We start from the raw sequence: 17,202 nt of genomic DNA, 5'->3' as shown, positions 1-17,202 counted from the left end.
GGTAATCATCGCCTGCAACTTGCTCAGGAAGGTGTTGAAACCCTTGGCAATCGAACCCAATTCGTCGCTGCGATCACTGCTCAAGCGACGGGTCAGATCACCTTCGCCCTGAGCAATGTCATCCAGCATCGCGACCATCTGCTTGAGTGGCCGGGCAATGCCGTGGCCCACCAGCCAGATCACCAGCAGGCCGACGCCCGCGATGATCAGACCGACCATGGCCATGCCGAAGGTGTCGGACTTGCGCTGGGCATCGAGGTCTCCCTGCAGTTTTTGCAGATCAGCCATCACCGCGTTGAGCGGCAGTTGCAGCATCAACGTCCAGCGCGCGTCGGTCTGGCCAATGCCGAACGGCAAGTACAATTCGATGCGCCCCTTGTCCTTATTGACGGAGTAGGTGACTTCGCCGCGCTTGAGGTTGGCCATGTTGGCAATCTGTTCGGCGTCGAGAATGTCGCTGACCTTTTCGCCGAATTTGCTCGGATCCTTGGTGTAGGCGACGATCCGGCCATTGCTGCCGATCAGGGCCATTTCTCCGGCGCCGCTGTAGAGTTTCTGATTGGCGCCCAGAAGCATTTCCTGGATGAAGTTCACCGACAGGTCGGCGCCGACGATGCCCTGGAATGCACCGTTGAGCATGATCGGTTCGATAAAGGAGGCGAGCATGACGATCTTGTCGCCGACCTTGTAGGGCGCAGGATCAATCACGCAGGATTTTTTGCTCTCTTTCGAGCACAAGTAATACTCGCTGGCACGCACACCGGTAGAGAGGACTTTCTGGTCGTCGACGTCCACCAGTTTGTCCAGGCCCAGGGTGCCATCGTCGTTGCGGAACCACCATGGCAGGAAGCGCCCGTTGGCCGCGTCGATACCGACGACGCGGGTGCCGACATAGGCTGCGTCATTGTGGTCCAGTGCGTTTTTTTCCCACGCGATGTAGGTGCCGAGAATCTTCGGGTTCTTTTCGACGTTCTCTTTGATCAGGCTGATCAACTGTTCACGGCTGACGCTCAGGCGTGGCTGGCCATCGGCGCCGGGCGTGCCGAGCAAGGCGTTGACCCGCACCAGTCCGCCGGCAATCAGTAACGGCGCTTCGAGTTCGCGCTGAATCTGGCTGACCTGGGTTTGTGCCAGTGAGGTCAGTCGCTGTTCGATGACTTGTTCAAACTGGGCCTGGGTGCGTTGCTGCACCATTTCCTGAGTGCGGGCGCCGGAGAACAGCGCGTACAGCACCAGCGCGGCAACCACGCTGAGTACGATAGCGCCGGCCAGGGCGGCGACGGAAAACTGGATCGACTTGAACTTCATGGGAGCTCCGCACGCAAGAGGACGTCTGCGGTGATGTATCGGCAGCGGGCAATGAGCCATGAGTGGCGCGAGGCGCAATTGGGTGGGGATGTCGCAAATGGATGCGTGCGCGGCGCAGTTGTCGGGGGCTTGCGGTCGCTGTGAATTTTTTACGACAGTGCGGGCGGGAAATATCTGAAAGCTGCTGCAACACGTCTGTTGTATCTGGCGCGGATACAATTACCCGCCTACGATACGCGCACGTTTTCAGGGAGCTTTTGAATGAACAAGACATTGGTTGTAAGTGCACTGAGCGCAGCGCTGTTGCTGGCCGGTTGTCAGTCGGTCAACACCACCAGCGGCGGAGCCGTAGGGGTGGAGCGCAAGCAGTACATGTTCAGCATGCTGTCCTCGCAAGAGGTCGACCAGATGTATGCCCAGTCGTATCAGAAAACCGTCGGCGAGGCTTCGAGCAAAGGCGTACTGGACAAAACCAGTCCTGAGGCCAAGCGCGTTCAGGCGATTGCTAACCGCTTGATCGCTCAGGCGCCGAACTTCCGCCCGGATGCCGCGCAATGGCAATGGGAAGTCAATCTGATCAAGAGCGATGAGCTCAACGCCAACTGCGGCCCCGGCGGCAAGATCATCTTCTACACCGGGCTGATCGACAGCCTGAAACTCACCGACGATGAAATCGCGGCGGTCATGGGCCATGAAATTGCCCACGCCCTGCGCGAGCACGGTCGTGAAGCGATGTCCAAGGCCTATGGCGTTGAAATGGCCAAGCAGGGCGCGGGTGCACTGTTTGGTCTGGGGCAGGACAGCCTGGCGCTGGCCGACACCGTGGCCAACTACGGCATGACCTTGCCCAACAGCCGTGCCAACGAAAACGAAGCCGACCTGATTGGTCTGGAACTGGCCGCTCGCGCCGGTTACAACCCGAACGCGGCGATCACCTTGTGGAACAAGATGAGCAAGGCTTCGGAAGGTTCTCCACCGGAGTTCATGAGCACTCACCCGGCGTCGACCAGCCGTATTGCCTCGTTGCAGGCGGCGATTCCGAAAGTCATGCCGCTGTACGAGAAAGCGCCGAAGTCCTGATGGTTATGCAGCGAGGCTGATTGCCCCTTCGCGAACAAGCCCGCTCCGACTTTGGAATGCATTCCATGGTGGGAGCGGGCTTGTTCGCGAAGAACGATGACAGGGTCTATAGACTTACGTCGTCAAACCCAGCCACTGCTCTGCATCGCCTTGTACACCGCAACGACTGCCAAAATCAGGAATGCCGAAGCCGCCAAGCGACGGATCAATGTCAGTGGCAGTTTCTCCGCCGCAAAATTACCCGCCAATACCACCGGCACGTTGGCAATCAACATGCCCAGGGTGGTGCCGATAATCACCAGCCACAATTCCGGATATTGCGCAGCCAGCATCACCGTGGCGATTTGGGTCTTGTCACCGATTTCCGCCAGGAAGAACGCGATCAGCGTGGTCAGGAAGGGCCCGAATTTGCGTGCCGTGCTCGCTTCATCGTCGTCCATCTTGTCTGGGACCAGCGTCCACAACGCCGTGGCTGTGAAGCTGGCGGCAAGGATCCAGTGCAGGACAGAATCGGAGAAGAAGCTGCCGAACCAGGCACCGACCGCACCGGCTGCTGCGTGGTTGGCCAGCGTTGCGGCGACAATACCGGCAATGATCGGCCAGGGTTTGCGGAAGCGAGCGGCGAGAATCAGCGCGAGCAGTTGCGTCTTGTCGCCGATTTCGGCCAAGGCAACGATTGCGGTGGGAACGAGTAACGAGTCCAGCATCAGGATTTCCTAAGGGGCGGGTCGACACGGCTATGACACGTACAGCCTTCCCGCCCCGGGTAAGGTGTGCGTGTCATAGGTCTTGTCAAACCCTGCTATCCGTCTGGTGCGGACGCTTGGGTCGCATACGCCATGATCTGAGGATCAAGTATGTTGACGTATGCCGGACGAGCTTGGCGCTCGTGGGAGACTACTCCCCTAGGACGGAGCGGATTCTGCCTAGGCAAATCCGATAGAGCAAGCACAAATTTCTAGCCACGCTTGGCCCGGTAAATCCGGAAACCGTTGCCTTCGGCCTTGATCGCGCACACGCCCAGATGCTCTTCGATCAGTGGCTGATACTTCAGGAAGCTGTTCGCCACCAAGCGCAGTTCGCCGCCGTTTTTCAGATGTTTTGCCGCTTTTCGCAGCAAGTTCTCGGTGGCGAAATAATCGGTGTGCACGCCAACGTGGAACGGCGGGTTGCTCAGAATCGCGCTCAAACCCATTGGTGCCGCATCGATTCCGTCACCGGTCAGCACCTCGCCTTCCAGGCCGTTGGCCGCCAAGGTCAGACGACTGCTGGCCGCAGCAAACGCATCGACGTCCAGCAACGTGACCTGGTTGTGCGGGTAACGACGTTTGACCGCTGCTCCCAACACCCCCGCGCCACAACCGAAGTCGAGCAGATGACCGCTCGGCAGTTTGTCCAGATGTTCCAGCAGCAGGGCACTGCCGCGATCCAGTCGGCCGTGGCTGAACACGCCCGGCAGGCTGATGACTTTCAACGGGCCTTCAGCCAGTGGCAATTCGTAAGTCTGCGCCAGGCTTTCCAGCGATTTCGCTTCAGGCGCGTTGGCCACGGTCACTTGCCACAGTTGGCAGTGACGGGCGCTGTCGAGTTTGCGCGGCTTGCCGAACGGGTTGAGTTGCTTGGACGCACCCTCGATGCCGCTGCGTTTTTCCCCGACCAGAAACACCTCACGCCCCGGCAGACGTGCGGCCACAGCGTTGAGGATGTAATCGGTCAGGTCTTTGGATTTGGGCAGAAACACCACGGCGCTGTCGAATTCGCGCTCCGGGATATTCACGCCAAAGTGGCTGCGGCCTTCGAAACGAGCGTCGAGCGCGGCTTGATCGCCGGCGTGCCAGCACCAGCCAAACGCGTTGGGCAGACGTGCGAGCAAATCGTCGGCAGGCAAACCGGCCAGCAATAGCGAACCCTGGAATAACTCGGCCTGACGAAGCAGTACTTCACTGCGCGGATCCATAACTGCTCCTCAAAAAAAAGTGCCGCAGTTTATCAACTGACGACTCGCAGCGCCTTAGCGCTGAAAAACGCCTGAGCGTTTTCAGTCAATTGACCCACGATACGTTGCCGGGCCTCGCGACTGCCCCAAGCGTTGTGCGGGGTGACGATCAGGCGCGGGATGTCGGCGGCCAGCAGTGGATTGCCCTGGGTGGGCGGCTCGACGCTGAGCACATCGGTAGCGGCGCCGCCGAGATGGCCATTGCGCAAGGCGTCGGCCAAGGCCTGTTCGTCGATCAGTCCGCCACGGGCGGTATTGACCACGAACGCGCCGGGCTTCATCGACGCCAGTTCGCGGGCGCCGATGAAGTGGCGGGTGTGCTCGTTGAGCGGACAGTGCAGGGTGAGGGCATCGATTTGCGGCAGCAATTGATCCAGTGGCAGACGATCCGGCCGGGCCGGGCGGCCGGGAATCTGCCCAAGCAGCACGCGCATGCCGAACGCTTCGGCCAACCTGGCAACGGCACCGCCGAGTTCGCCATGCCCGAGCAGACCGAGGGTTTTGCCTTCCAGTTCGACAATCGGGTAGTCCAGCAGGCAGAACTGTTTTGCTTGCTGCCAGCGACCTTCGCCCACCGCTTGCTGGTAATCGGCCAAGCGCGTGGCGAGATTGAGCAGCAGCATGATCGTATGCTGCGCCACCGATGGCGTGCCGTAACCCTGGCAGTTGCACACGGTGATGCCACGAGCACGGGCGGCGGCCAGATCAACGTTATTGGTGCCGGTGGCGGTGATCAGGATCAGTTTCAGATCCGGGCTGGCGGCCATCGCTGCGTCGTCGATCAGGATCTTGTTGGAGATGGCCACCGTGGCGCCTTGCAAGCGTTCGGCGACGTGTTCAGGCAGGGTCTGGGCGAACAGTTGCAAGTCGCTGAAGCAGGCGCGCAAAGGGCTGAGGTCAAGGTCGCCGAGATCCAGCGAAGGGTGATCGAGGAATACGGCGCGGCGCGGGTTCGTCATCAACTGTACCTTTTGTGCGTTGAACGGAAGGCGTAATCTGCCGAGCCTATCAGATGAAACAAAGCGTTACGCCTGGCCGAAAGGAGCCCCCATGTACTGGACCGAGTTCTTGACCGTTGCATTGATCCACCTGCTGGCCGTCGCCAGCCCCGGCCCGGACTTTGCCGTCGTCGTGCGTGAAAGCGTGACCCACGGTCGCCGCGCCGGTACATGGACGGCGCTGGGTGTGGGCACGGCGATTTTCCTGCACGTTGGCTATTCGTTGCTCGGTATCGGCCTGATCGTGTCGCAATCGATCGTGCTGTTCAACGCGTTGAAATGGGCGGCGGCGGCTTACTTGCTGTACATCGGCTTCAAGGCCTTGCGCGCGCAACCGGCGAAAACCGTCACCGATGATCTGCACAAAGAGGCCGGTGAGCGCACTGCGCGCGGCGCTTTCACTTCGGGCTTCGTGACTAACGGCCTGAACCCGAAAGCCACGCTGTTTTTCCTGTCGCTGTTCACCGTGGTGATCAACCCGCACACGCCGCTGTCGGTGCAGGCCGGTTACGGGGTTTACCTGGCGGTTGCAACTGCTGTGTGGTTCTGCCTCGTGGCGATGCTTTTCAGCCAGCAACGCGTGCGCGCCGGTTTCGCCCGCATGGGCCACTGGTTCGACCGCACCATGGGCGCGGTGCTGATCGCCATCGGCGTGAAACTGGCGTTCACCGAGATGCACTGATCTCAGAACCGCGACTTAAACCTGTGGGAGCGAGCCTGCTCGCGAAGGCGTTGGGTCAGTCGACATTATTGGTGGCTGAAAGACCGCTTTCGCGAGCAGGCTCGCTCCCACAGGGTCTTACACCAGTTCGCTGAGTTTGCTCAGATTATTGAGGTAGTCGCGGGGATTTTCCCCGAGCAAACGGCGAAACATCGCACTGAATGCCCGCGCGCTGCCATAGCCCAAATCCTGCGCCACACGCTGCACGCTGTCCCCGGCGAGCAGGCGGGGCAGAGCTTCCATCAGGCGCAGTTGCTGGCGCCAGGCGTTGAAACTCATCTTCAACTGTTGCTGAAACAGCCGCGCCAACGTGCGTGAGCTGGCGCCGACCTGCTGTGCCCAATCCTCCAGCGTATTGGCATGATCCGGGGTGTGCAGCAGCGCCAGACAAATATTTTGCAGGCGCCGGTCGGTGGGCATCGGAATGTGCAACGGCAGGTTTTCCAGACTGGCGAGTTCTTCGAGCATCAACTGCTGAATCAGCGGGTTGTCGGCGTGCGGCGGCCCTTGCACCGCGCGCAGGATCAGCTCGCGCAGCAGCGGTGTCACGGCCAAAACGCAGCACTTTTGCAGGCTGGCGGGCGACAGTGCAGGCGCGATGAACAGCGAGCGCATCTGCACGTCGCCGCTCATGAAAATCTCGTGCGCCACCTCGGGTGGAATCCACACCGCGCGACTCGGCGGAATCACCCACGCTCCCGATTCCGTGACCACGCGCATGATCCCGCGGACGGCATACAGCAGCTGCGCCTCTCGATGCATGTGCAGCGGCTGGTGCGCGCCATCCAGATAATCCCGTGGATAGGCACTCACCGGGCCATGTCCGAAGTGGCTGATCAACATGTCTGTTTCGATGACTTGCTTGGCAGGAATGCGCTTTATGGCCAACTTAGCATAAGCGCCACACAACAACGTAAAGCGTGCCGCCATGAATCAATCCAGAAACGTCATTCGCTATATCAACGCCGCGCATGTGATCGACCACATGTTCATGCTGATTTTTCCCGCCGCTGTGCTCGGCATGACTCAGGCGTTCGGTCTCGATTACGCCGCGCTGATCGGCCTGTCGCTGGGCGGTTTCATTGCCTTCGGCGCCTGTTCGCTACCCGCTGGTTGGCTGGGCGATCACTGGCGTCGGCGGCAGATGATGAGGGTGTTTTTCTTCGGCATCGGCGCTTCGGCGATTTTCACCGGCCTGAGCAGCAGTCCGACCATGCTGGTGATCGGTCTGACCCTGATCGGTATTTTTGCGGCGATTTATCACCCGGTCGGTACGGCGATGCTGGTGGCCTACGCACAAAACCGTGGCCGTGAAATCGGCATCAACGGCATGTGGGGCAATCTTGGCGTGGCGTTTTCGGCACTGATCACCGGGTTGCTGGTGGCGCAATTCGGTTGGCGCTCGGCGTTTCTGCTGCCGGGTGCAGTGGCGATTATTTTAGGTGTGGGTTTCGCTTTGCAGGTACGCGAAGAACCGATTCCGAAACGCCCGCACACGCCACTCAAAGGGGCCGCCGGCCAGCGCATTTCCATGGTTATGGTGTTCGGCGTTCTGGCATTGGCCACAGCCACCGGCGGCGTAGTGTTCAACGCCACCACCATGACTTATCCGAAACTGTTTCAGGAGCGTTTGCATGACCTGTTCGCTTCGCCGCAAACCCTCGGTGTGGTGGTCAGCCTGGCTTATGCCTTTGGCGCGGTCGCGCAGTTGAGCATCGGTCGAGTGCTGCACCGGATCAGTCTGAAATGGCCGTTCATTGTGTTGACGTTGTGCCAGGCGCCACTGTTGATTGCGCTGGCCTATGCCGAGGGCTGGGCAGTGATCGCGCTGGGTGCGGCATTCATGTTCGTGGTGTTCGGTCAGGTAACAGTCAACGATGCGATGGTTGCCAACTTCGTTGCCCCGCAGTGGCAATCGCGCGTCTTCGCCCTGCGTTACTGCTTATCGTTCGGTGCCAGTGCGACGGCGATTCCGCTGATTTCCTATGTCGAACCGCGTCATGGTTTCGTAGGCCTGTACTTGATTCTTGCGGGTTTCGGCGCTTTGACCTTCCTCGCAGCGGTGGTTTTCCCTCGGACGCCTTCTGAAGAGGCTGTAGGACAAACCGCCTGATCGATGGCGAAAACCGCAAATGCTGGCGCAAAGCTAGCATTTGTACGGCTGTGCAAATCATTCCTTCGGCTGATTTGGCTGGCGTATAAGGGTTCTAGAGTGCAAATCTCTACGCCAACACCGTGCAGTCAGAAAAGGGATTCTTATGTTGCAGACTCGCGTCATTCCCCCGGCCGATGGGGCCTACCAGTATCCATTGCTGATTAAACGGCTGCTGATGTCCGGCGCCCGTTACGAGAAAACCCGCGAGATCGTCTACCGAGACCAGTTGCGCTACAGCTATCCGACCCTGATCGAGCGTGTGGCGCGACTGGCCAACGTGCTGACGGCGGCGGGCGTCAAGGCCGGTGACACCGTGGCGGTGATGGACTGGGACAGCCATCGTTATCTGGAGTGCATGTTTGCCGTTCCGATGATCGGCGCGGTGATCCACACGATCAACGTGCGTCTGTCGCCGGAACAGATCCTTTACACCATGAACCATGCCGAGGACCGCTTTGTGCTGGTCAACAGCGAGTTCGTCGGGCTGTACCAAGCGATCGCGCCGCACCTGACCACGGTCGAGAAAACCCTGCTACTGACTGACTTGCCGGAGAAAACCGCCGAGCTGCCGAATCTGGTAGGCGAGTACGAACACCTGCTGGCCGCCGCGAGCCCGCAGTACGACTTCCAGGATTTCGACGAAAATTCGGTTGCCACCACGTTCTATACCACTGGCACCACCGGCAACCCGAAAGGCGTGTATTTCACCCATCGGCAACTGGTGCTGCACACCATGGGCGTGTCGACGATAATGGGCTCCATCGACAGCGTGCGCCTGCTTGGCACCAACGACGTGTACATGCCGATCACCCCGATGTTCCACGTACACGCCTGGGGCCTGCCGTATGTGGCGACCATGCTCGGGCTCAAACAGGTTTACCCGGGGCGTTACGATCCGGAGTTTCTGGTGGAGTTGTGGCGCAAGGAGAAGGTCACGTTCTCCCATTGCGTGCCGACCATCCTGCAAATGCTGCTCAACGCCAAAGGTGCGCAGGACACCGATTTCGGTGGCTGGAAAATCGTCATTGGCGGCAGCGCCCTCAACCGCACCTTGTATGAAACCGCCAAGGCGCGCGGCATTCAGCTCACGGCGGCGTACGGCATGTCGGAAACCGGGCCGCTGATTTCCTGCGCACACCTCAACGATGAGTTGATGGCCGGTACCGAGGATGAACGCACCACTTATCGGATCAAGGCCGGTGTCCCTGGACCGCTGGTGGAAGCCGCGATCATCGACGCCGAGGGCAATTTCCTCCCGGCCGACGGCGAGACGCAGGGTGAACTGGTGCTGCGCGCACCATGGCTGACCGAAGGCTATTTCAACGAGCCGCAGAAGGGCGCTGAGCTCTGGACCGGCGGCTGGCTGCACACCGGTGACGTGGCAACGCTCGACAGCATGGGCGTGATCGACATCCGTGACCGCATCAAGGACGTGATCAAGACCGGTGGCGAATGGATTTCCTCGCTGGACCTCGAAGACCTGATCAGCCGCCATGTCGCGGTACGCGAAGTAGCAGTGGTGGGCATCGCCGATCCGCAGTGGGGGGAGCGTCCGTTTGCCCTACTGGTGATCCGTGAAGGGCACGAGATCGGGGCGCGTGAGCTCAAGGAACACCTCAAGCCATTTGTGGAACTGGGGCACCTGAGCAAGTGGGCGATTCCGAGCCAGATTGCCCTTGTTACCGAAATTCCCAAGACCAGCGTTGGCAAGCTCGACAAGAAGCGCATCCGCCTCGACATCACCGAATGGCAGGCCAACAACAGCACCTTCCTCTCGACACTCTGAGTGTCTGCCGGCGCGCCGAAAACGGCGCGTCAGGCCCACCAAGCAAGCGCTTGGCTTGTGAAATCGAAAAAATCAGCCATCCTTGCCGTGCCGACATTTGTCGGACTGGCAAAAGGACTGTTCCAGAGTGGCCGGCAGCTGCAAATCACACTTTAGAGGGATCAAGCTCTACAACCTGCTGGCTATAGTCCACTCAAGGATTTTTAAGAACGGGGCACACGCACAAAACGGGGCGATGCATCTTTGGAGTGATTTCGGTCAGCCTTTGGCAGCCGGTCCTTCAGGCGTTTTTAAAAGTACTCACTGCCATAACAATAATGCACATGGAGTAGCGTCGATGACCTCAGTAAACCAGTTCTGGCGCCGGGCAAAACTGCCTTTGGCGGTCAGTCTTGCCTCTTCGCTCGCCGGGCCCGCATTCGGCGTCAGTTTCAACGTCGGTGAAATCGAGGGCCAGTTCGACTCGTCCCTGTCGGTCGGTGCCAGTTGGTCTACTCAGCAGCCGAACAAGAACCTCATCGGCGTCAACAACGGCGGCCATGGCCTGTCGCAGACATCAGACGACGGTCACGCCAACTTCAAGAGCGGTGAGACGTTCTCGAAGATCTTCAAGGGTATCCATGATCTCGAACTGAAATACGGCGACACCGGCGTTTTCGTTCGTGGCAAATACTGGTACGACTTTGAACTCAAGGATGAAAGCCGCCAGTTCAAGGACATCAGCGACAACAACCGCAAGGAGGGTGCCAAATCTTCGGGCGGTCAGATCCTCGATGCTTTCGTCTACCACAACTACTCCATTGCCGATGAACCAGGCTCCGTGCGTCTGGGCAAGCAGGTCGTAAGCTGGGGTGAAAGTACCTTCATCGGTGGCGGTATCAACTCGATCAACCCGATCGACGTGTCTGCCTTCCGTCGTCCGGGCGCCGAGATCAAGGAAGGCCTGATCCCGGTCAACATGTTCTACGTGTCCCAGAGCCTGACTGAAAACCTGTCGGCCGAAGCGTTCTATCAGTTGGAATGGGACCAGACCGTCGTCGACAACTGCGGCACCTTCTTCGCGCAGCCGGACATCATTGCCGACGGCTGCACCGACAACCTGCGGGTGCTGAACAAGCGCTCGCAGATCCCGGGGGTCGCCTTGGGGCCTTTGGCTGCCAACGGGGTCAATGTCAACGAAGAGGGCGTTCTGGTGCGCCGCGGCGCCGACCGCGATGCCCGTGACAGTGGTCAGTGGGGCGCGTCCTTCCGGTACATGTACGAGCCGCTGGACACCGAATTCGGTGCTTATTTCATGAACTACCACAGCCGTGCGCCGATCTTCAGCGCCACGGGCGCGCCACAATCGGTCTATAACGGCGTGGCGGCACTACCTGCGGCATTTCGTGCACTCGGGCCGCTGTTGGTCGCGGGTAACTCGAAGTACTTTGTCGAATACCCTGAAGACATCCGTCTCTACGGCTTGAGTTTCTCCACCACCCTGCCTACCGGTACGGCGTGGAGCGGTGAAATCAGCTATCGCCCGAACGCGCCGGTACAACTGAACTCCACCGACATCCTGTTCGCCGGTGTGCGTCCGCTGGGTGGCCCGTACAGCAATGCATCGCTGCTCGACGGCGTTCCAGGCCAGGATCTGCATGGTTACGAGCGCAAGGAAATCACCCAACTGCAAACCACCTTCACGCACTTCTTCGATCAGGTGATGGGCGCCAGCCGTCTGACCCTGGTGGGTGAGGTGGGCATGACTTACGTGGGCGGTCTGGAAAGCAAGTCCGACAAGCGTTATGGCCGTGATCCGGTCTACGGCCCGGGTGAACTGCCAGCCACCGGTGGCGTCGACACCTGCGCCAACATTCTCAACAACGGCACCATCAACGGTGCGGGGCCAGGCTCGCCGCAGAACAACCGCAGTCGCAATTGCACCAACGAAGGTTTCACCACTGCCGCGTCCTGGGGCTACCGCGGTCGCGCCATCTGGGAATACAACGATGTATTCGCTGGCGTGAACCTCAAGCCGAACGTGGCTTGGTCTCATGACGTCAGCGGCTACTCGCCAGGCCCTGGCGGCAACTTCGAGGAAGGTCGCAAAGCCGTCAGCCTGGGCGTCGATGCCGAGTACCAGAACACCTACACCGCGAGCCTGGCGTACACCAACTTCTTCGACGGCAAGTACACCACGGTGGATGACCGCGATTTCGTAGCGCTCAGCTTCGGCGTGAACTTCTAAGCACTGCATTTCAGGACGAACGAATTTATGAAAATAACAAAGAGTCTGTTCCATGCCAGCGTTCTGGGCCTGTCGCTGCTGGCGACCGGTGTCATGGCCGCGGTGCCTGCTGCCGAAGCCGACAAACTGGGCAAGAGCCTGACCCCGATGGGCGCCGAAATGGCCGGTAATGCCGACGGTTCGATTCCGGCCTGGAAACCGCTGCCGAAAAATGCAGGCACAGTCGACAGCAAGGGGTTCCTGTCTGACCCCTATGCAAGCGAGAAACCGCTGTTCACCATCACTGCGCAGAACGTGGATCAATACAAGGACAAGCTCGCCCCGGGGCAGTACGCGATGTTCAAGCGCTACCCGGATAGCTTCAAGATGCCGGTTTACCCGTCCCATCGCGGTGCTACCGTGCCGGATGACGTGTTTGCCGCAATCAAGAAAAACGCCACCAATACCAATCTGGTGTCCGGCGGCAACGGGCTGGAGAACTTCGAAACGGCCGTACCGTTCCCGATCCCGAAAAGCGGTGTGGAAGTCATCTGGAACCATATCACCCGCTATCGCGGCGGCAGCGTGACCCGTCTGGTGACCCAGGCGACGCCGCAACCGAATGGCTCGTTCAGCCTAGTGTACTTCCAGGACCAGTTCGTGTTCCGCGACAAGATGAAGGACTACGATCCGAAGAACCCGGGCAACATCCTGTTCTACTTCAAACAGAAAGTGACCGCGCCGGCGCGTCTGGCCGGTGGCGTGCTGCTGGTGCACGAAACCCTTGACCAAGTGAAAGAGCCACGTTCGGCGTGGGTCTACAACGCCGGTCAGCGTCGTGTGCGTCGCGCGCCACAAGTGTCCTATGACGGCCCGGGTACTGCGGCGGATGGTCTGCGTACCTCCGACAACCTCGATATGTACAACGGTGCGCCGGATCGCTACGACTGGAAACTCGAAGGCAAGAAAGAGATGTACATCGCCTCCGACAGCTACAAGCTCGACGATCCGAAACTGAAATACACCGACATCATCAAGGCTGGCCATATCAACCAGGATCTGGCGCGTTACGAGTTGCGTCGCGTCTGGCACGTAGTGGCGACTCTCAAGGAAGGTCAGCGCCACATCTACGCCAAGCGTGACTTCTACATCGATGAAGACACCTGGCAAGCAGCCGTCATCGACCATTACGATGGTCGTGGCCAACTGTGGCGTGTAGCCGAGGCGCATGCCGAGAACTACTACGACAAGCAAGTGCCGTGGTACGCGCTGGAAACGCTCTACGACCTGCAATCCGGCCGCTATCTGGCGCTGGGCATGAAGAACGAAGAGAAACAGGCCTATGACTTCGGCTTCACCGCCACCACCAGCGACTTCACCCCTGCTGCTTTGCGCCAGGAAGGCGTTCGCTAAACCGTTGTAAAGCGAGGCCGCATCCTCGTGAAAACGCCCCGACTGGTTCGGGGCGTTTTTTTGTCTGTAGCTTTTTTGTAGCCATTTGTAGCAGCAACCTTCATAACCGGATCGTTTAAGGCTAGTCTGCGGACATCTGCAACGCCGCCAACTGCAATTCGAACAAGAGCCGGCCATGACTGATCTGTCCCCACTTCCGGGCCCCGCAAGCGTTGCTGTCGCGGCACTGGCCGGGCGTTTTTTTCGCCCGCCGTTGCCTGATGGCTACGTGTTGCGACCACGCCTTTGCGAGCGCCTGCAAGCCGGGCTCGGTGGACGGCTGTTGCTGGTCAGCGCTCCCGCCGGGTTCGGCAAAAGCTCGTTGGCGGTGGAGTTCTGTCAGAGCCTACCTGCGCACTGGCAAAGTCTGTGGCTGGGTTTGAGCCCTCGCGACAGTGACCCTGGGCGGTTTCTCGAGCGCCTGCTCGAAGGCTTGCAGGACTATTTTCCGCAATTGGGCAGTCGCGCCCTCGGCCTGCTGAAAATGCGTCAACGCCATCAGCCCTTCGCCTTCGAAGAGTGGCTCGACGGTCTGCTCGATGAGCTGGCGTTGCACCTCGATCCGCTGAGCCCATTGTTGTTGGTGCTCGACGATTACCATCTCGCCCAAGGGCCGGTCCTGGACCGTTGCCTGCAGTTTTTCCTCAATCACCTGCCCGACGGCTTGCTGGTGATGGTCACCAGTCGGCAGCGCCCGGACTGGCATCTGGCGCGCTTGCGCCTGTCCCGGCAATTGCTTGAACTGCATGAGCAGGATCTGCGCCTGACCCACGACGAAGCCCTGACGTTACTTGATCGCCACAGCACTTCATTGCGCGGCGAAGCCTTGGAGAATCTGATCCTGCGCAGTGAAGGCTGGGTGGCGGGATTGCGTTTCTGGCTACTGGCGGTGTCCGAAGCCGGCGGCGATGCCGCTTTGCCTCAGGCACTGAACGGCGGGGAAGGGCTGATCCGCGACTATCTGCTCGAAGAAGTCATCGATTGTCTGCCCACCGAAGTGCAGGCGTTTCTCTACGACACTGCCCCGCAGGAACGCTTTTGCAGCGAACTCTGCGATGCGGTGCGTGAAGCCCATGACAGTGCCGAGATCCTGCGTTTCCTGCTGGCGCATCAGGTGTTTCTGGTGCCGCTGGATGAGCACGGGCATTGGTATCGCTATCACCATTTGTTTTCTGATCTGTTGCGCAGCCGGCCGATTGCCCAGGCGATGGTGCCGACCGCCACGCTGCACCTGCGTGCCTGTCGCTGGTTCAATGCCCAGGGCCTGCTCGACGAAGCGGTGGAACAGGCCTTGCGCGCCGGTCACCTCGATGTGGCGGCGAATCTGGTACAGAACCTTTCAGAAGAACAACTGCTGGCCGAGCAAAACGTCGGCATGCTGCTGCGCTGGAAAATGGACTTGCCCGATAGTCTGCTGATCAGCACACCGCGCTTGATCGTCCTTTACAGCTGGGCGCTTGGGCTGGCCTGTCAGCTCGACGCGGCCGAAGAATTGTCCAGCCACTTGAGTCGTTTCCTGCCGGCCCCGTCCGCCACGGCGCAAAAGTCGATGCTGGCGCAATGGCTGGCGCTGAGCGGAATCATTGCCCGTGGCCGCGGCCATCGTGAGTTAACCCTCAGGTATTGCACCGAAGCGCTGGAGAGCCTGCCGGCCAAGCGTTATGGCCAACGGCTGATGTGTTTGTCGACGCTGTCCAATCTGGCAATCGCTGACGGCGATCTTTGGCGTGCCCGTGGCCTGAACCGCGAATCCCTTGAGCTGGCGCAACGCGTCGGCAATCCCCTCTTCGAAGCCTTGGCGCATTACGACCGAGCCCGCGTGTTGCAGGCGCGCGGCGAAATCCTGCGGGCATTGGATGAAGTGCACCAGGGCCTGGAGCGCCTGCGCGGCCTGTCACCGCAACGCTTGTACGCGGTGCGCGCACGGCTGACGCTGTACGAAGGTTTTCTGCTGGCGATGCGCTTGCAGCCACAGGCCGCGCGCGCGCGGTTACTGGCTGGTATTGGCGAGGCGCGCGCCTGTCGTGATATCAGCGTGTTGATCGGTCACTGCGTGATCGCACGCCTGGACGGCGCGAGCGGCGAATTCGCCAAAGCCTTCGCCGAACTCGCCGAAGCCGAACGCCTGATGCACATCTGGGACGTACCGCCCATCTACTATCTGGCGATGATCACGCTGGTCAAATGTGAACTGTGGCTGGCGCAGGGGCGTACTGATCTGGCTGAAGCCTGGCTGGCGCGACTGGGCCAGACTTACACGGGTGAACGCGCCGCGGCTCCGCCGGAATTTCATCCACAGTTGCCGTTGCATGTTGAGCTGCAACAGGCGTTGCTTGATGTGATCAAAGGGCAGCCGATGCTCGCCGAAGGTCGGTTGAATGTGCTGCATGAGAATGGACAGCAAACCGGGCGGCAATTGCTCAGCGTGATGGCGTTGACGCAGAAAGTGGCGTTGCTAATAGCGGGTGGTCGAGAGCCAGAAGCACGCAAGGCATTGAGTCAGGCGCTGGACGCGGCGGCGGGGGGCGTGCTGCAACCGTTCGATGTGTTGGTGAAAGGGCATGCAGACTGGTTGCGCGGGCAATTGCAGACTTCACCCTCGTTGTCTGGGCAACAATTGCTCGAGTACATACCGCCTGCTGCAGTCCGCCCAGCTGTCGAGTTTTGCACTGCCGAACAGCTCAGTAGTCGGGAGCTGGCGGTACTGCGCCTGATCGCCCAAGGCTGTTCGAATCAGGAAATCAGCGAACAGCTGTTCATTTCGCTGCATACCGTTAAAACCCATGCCAGCCATATCAACAGCAAGCTGGGGGTGGAACGACGCACGCAGGCGGTGGCGCGGGCCAAAGAATTGGGTGTGCTGGGATAACGATGGGGTACACGTTGCATAAGAAAACGCCCCGATAAATTCGGGGCGTTTTCTTTGCACCATTCTGCATTGCGCAGAACGGTTATTTCATCTCACTCAGGCCACTAGGTCCTGGGCGGAGAACGTGTTCACACCGACCAGATGAATCTCGAAGTCCGCACCGGCATTGCCGGAGACGTTGCCCGAGAGCACCTGATCGATAAAACGCAGTTGACCGGCGCCCGTGAAGTCGCCCGAACCGATAAAGGTGAAGGAATCAAGGCCGGCAGTGCCGAGATTGGCGTCAAATGCCGACAGGTCGATCTTGTCGCCCTGCAGGCTGTTGAAGTCATAGATGACGTCACGTTGGGAGCCTTTACCCACTTCGCTAATGTCGTTGAAGACAAACGTATCAGCTCCGGAGCCACCGGTGAGCATGTCCACGCCTCGGCCACCTATTAAGGTGTCGTTGCCGGCTCCGCCATTGAGAACGTTGTTGCCATCATTGCCGGCAAGGACGTTGTTCAGGGCGTTGCCGTAGCCCAACAGGTTGGCACTGCCGGTCAACACGAGGTTTTCCAGATTGGCACCCAGGCTGTAATTGATCGAGGAGCGAACGGTGTCGATTTCGTTGATCAGGGTGCTGGTCTCG

Annotated in this window: 11 protein-coding genes, 2 pseudogenes and 1 riboswitch; of the genes and pseudogenes, 7 read left to right on the top strand and 6 right to left on the bottom strand. The window is 59.8% G+C overall.

Going from position 1 to position 17,202, the window contains the following annotated elements; translation table 11 throughout:
* Positions 1-21 precede the first annotated feature (21 nt).
* Positions 22-219 (bottom strand): annotated as a pseudogene (locus ACIOU6_RS20260) (HAMP domain-containing protein); the annotation flags it as partial.
* A 1,350-nt stretch (positions 220-1,569) separates the two neighbouring features.
* Between ACIOU6_RS20260 and ACIOU6_RS20255 the strand changes: the two are divergent.
* The gene (locus ACIOU6_RS20255; RefSeq protein ID WP_221731536.1) at positions 1,570-2,388 is read left to right on the top strand and encodes a M48 family metallopeptidase; all 819 of its coding nucleotides are present in this window, start codon (positions 1,570-1,572) and stop codon (positions 2,386-2,388) included.
* 122 nt (positions 2,389-2,510) lie between these two features.
* On the opposite strand, the gene ACIOU6_RS20250 is transcribed toward ACIOU6_RS20255, so the two are convergent.
* The 3 genes from ACIOU6_RS20250 to ACIOU6_RS20240 form a co-directional block, all read right to left on the bottom strand.
* Positions 2,511-3,095: a TMEM165/GDT1 family protein gene (locus ACIOU6_RS20250; protein WP_221731535.1), complete on the bottom strand. Its 585-nt coding sequence runs from the start codon at positions 3,093-3,095 to the stop codon at positions 2,511-2,513.
* Positions 3,096-3,183: 88 nt separating this feature from the next.
* A riboswitch (yybP-ykoY riboswitch) is annotated at positions 3,184-3,306 on the bottom strand.
* A 40-nt stretch (positions 3,307-3,346) separates the two neighbouring features.
* A complete protein-coding gene (locus ACIOU6_RS20245; RefSeq protein WP_221731534.1) occupies positions 3,347-4,345 on the bottom strand; it encodes a class I SAM-dependent methyltransferase in 999 nt (332 codons plus the stop codon).
* Between the two features lie 32 nt (positions 4,346-4,377).
* Positions 4,378-5,343, bottom strand: a complete 966-nt coding sequence (locus ACIOU6_RS20240; protein ID WP_221731533.1) for a 2-hydroxyacid dehydrogenase — start codon at positions 5,341-5,343, stop codon at positions 4,378-4,380.
* A gap of 91 nt (positions 5,344-5,434) precedes the next feature.
* On the opposite strand from ACIOU6_RS20240, the gene ACIOU6_RS20235 reads away from it, so the two are divergent.
* Positions 5,435-6,064 (top strand): LysE family translocator, encoded by a 630-nt coding sequence (locus ACIOU6_RS20235; RefSeq protein WP_221731532.1) that lies wholly within the window; start codon positions 5,435-5,437, stop codon positions 6,062-6,064.
* A 117-nt stretch (positions 6,065-6,181) separates the two neighbouring features.
* On the opposite strand, the gene ACIOU6_RS20230 is transcribed toward ACIOU6_RS20235, so the two are convergent.
* Positions 6,182-6,946 (bottom strand): helix-turn-helix domain-containing protein, encoded by a 765-nt coding sequence (locus ACIOU6_RS20230; RefSeq protein ID WP_221731602.1) that lies wholly within the window; start codon positions 6,944-6,946, stop codon positions 6,182-6,184.
* Between the two features lie 85 nt (positions 6,947-7,031).
* On the opposite strand from ACIOU6_RS20230, the gene ACIOU6_RS20225 reads away from it, so the two are divergent.
* From ACIOU6_RS20225 to ACIOU6_RS20205, 5 genes are all read left to right on the top strand, one after another.
* Entirely contained in the window at positions 7,032-8,216 is a 1,185-nt protein-coding gene (locus ACIOU6_RS20225) for an MFS transporter (RefSeq protein WP_401138720.1), read from the top strand.
* A gap of 145 nt (positions 8,217-8,361) precedes the next feature.
* Positions 8,362-10,044: a fatty acid--CoA ligase gene (locus ACIOU6_RS20220; protein WP_401138719.1), complete on the top strand. Its 1,683-nt coding sequence runs from the start codon at positions 8,362-8,364 to the stop codon at positions 10,042-10,044.
* A 337-nt stretch (positions 10,045-10,381) separates the two neighbouring features.
* A complete protein-coding gene (locus tag ACIOU6_RS20215) occupies positions 10,382-12,271 on the top strand; it encodes a DUF1302 domain-containing protein (RefSeq protein WP_221731529.1) in 1,890 nt (629 codons plus the stop codon).
* A gap of 27 nt (positions 12,272-12,298) precedes the next feature.
* Entirely contained in the window at positions 12,299-13,663 is a 1,365-nt protein-coding gene (locus ACIOU6_RS20210) for a DUF1329 domain-containing protein (protein ID WP_221731528.1), read from the top strand.
* A 175-nt stretch (positions 13,664-13,838) separates the two neighbouring features.
* On the top strand, positions 13,839-16,571 hold the full coding sequence (locus ACIOU6_RS20205; protein ID WP_401138718.1) for a LuxR C-terminal-related transcriptional regulator: 2,733 nt from the start codon (positions 13,839-13,841) through the stop codon (positions 16,569-16,571).
* A gap of 96 nt (positions 16,572-16,667) precedes the next feature.
* On the opposite strand, the pseudogene ACIOU6_RS20200 reads toward ACIOU6_RS20205, so the two are convergent.
* Positions 16,668-17,202, bottom strand: a pseudogene (locus tag ACIOU6_RS20200) (calcium-binding protein); the annotation flags it as partial.

It is taken from the genome of Pseudomonas sp. NPDC087615, from assembly GCF_044743445.1.
In the GTDB taxonomy this organism is placed as follows: Bacteria; Pseudomonadota; Gammaproteobacteria; order Pseudomonadales; family Pseudomonadaceae; genus Aquipseudomonas; species Aquipseudomonas baetica_A.
Note: the sequence above shows the minus strand (reverse complement) of the source record. Positions and strands in the feature narration are given on the sequence as shown.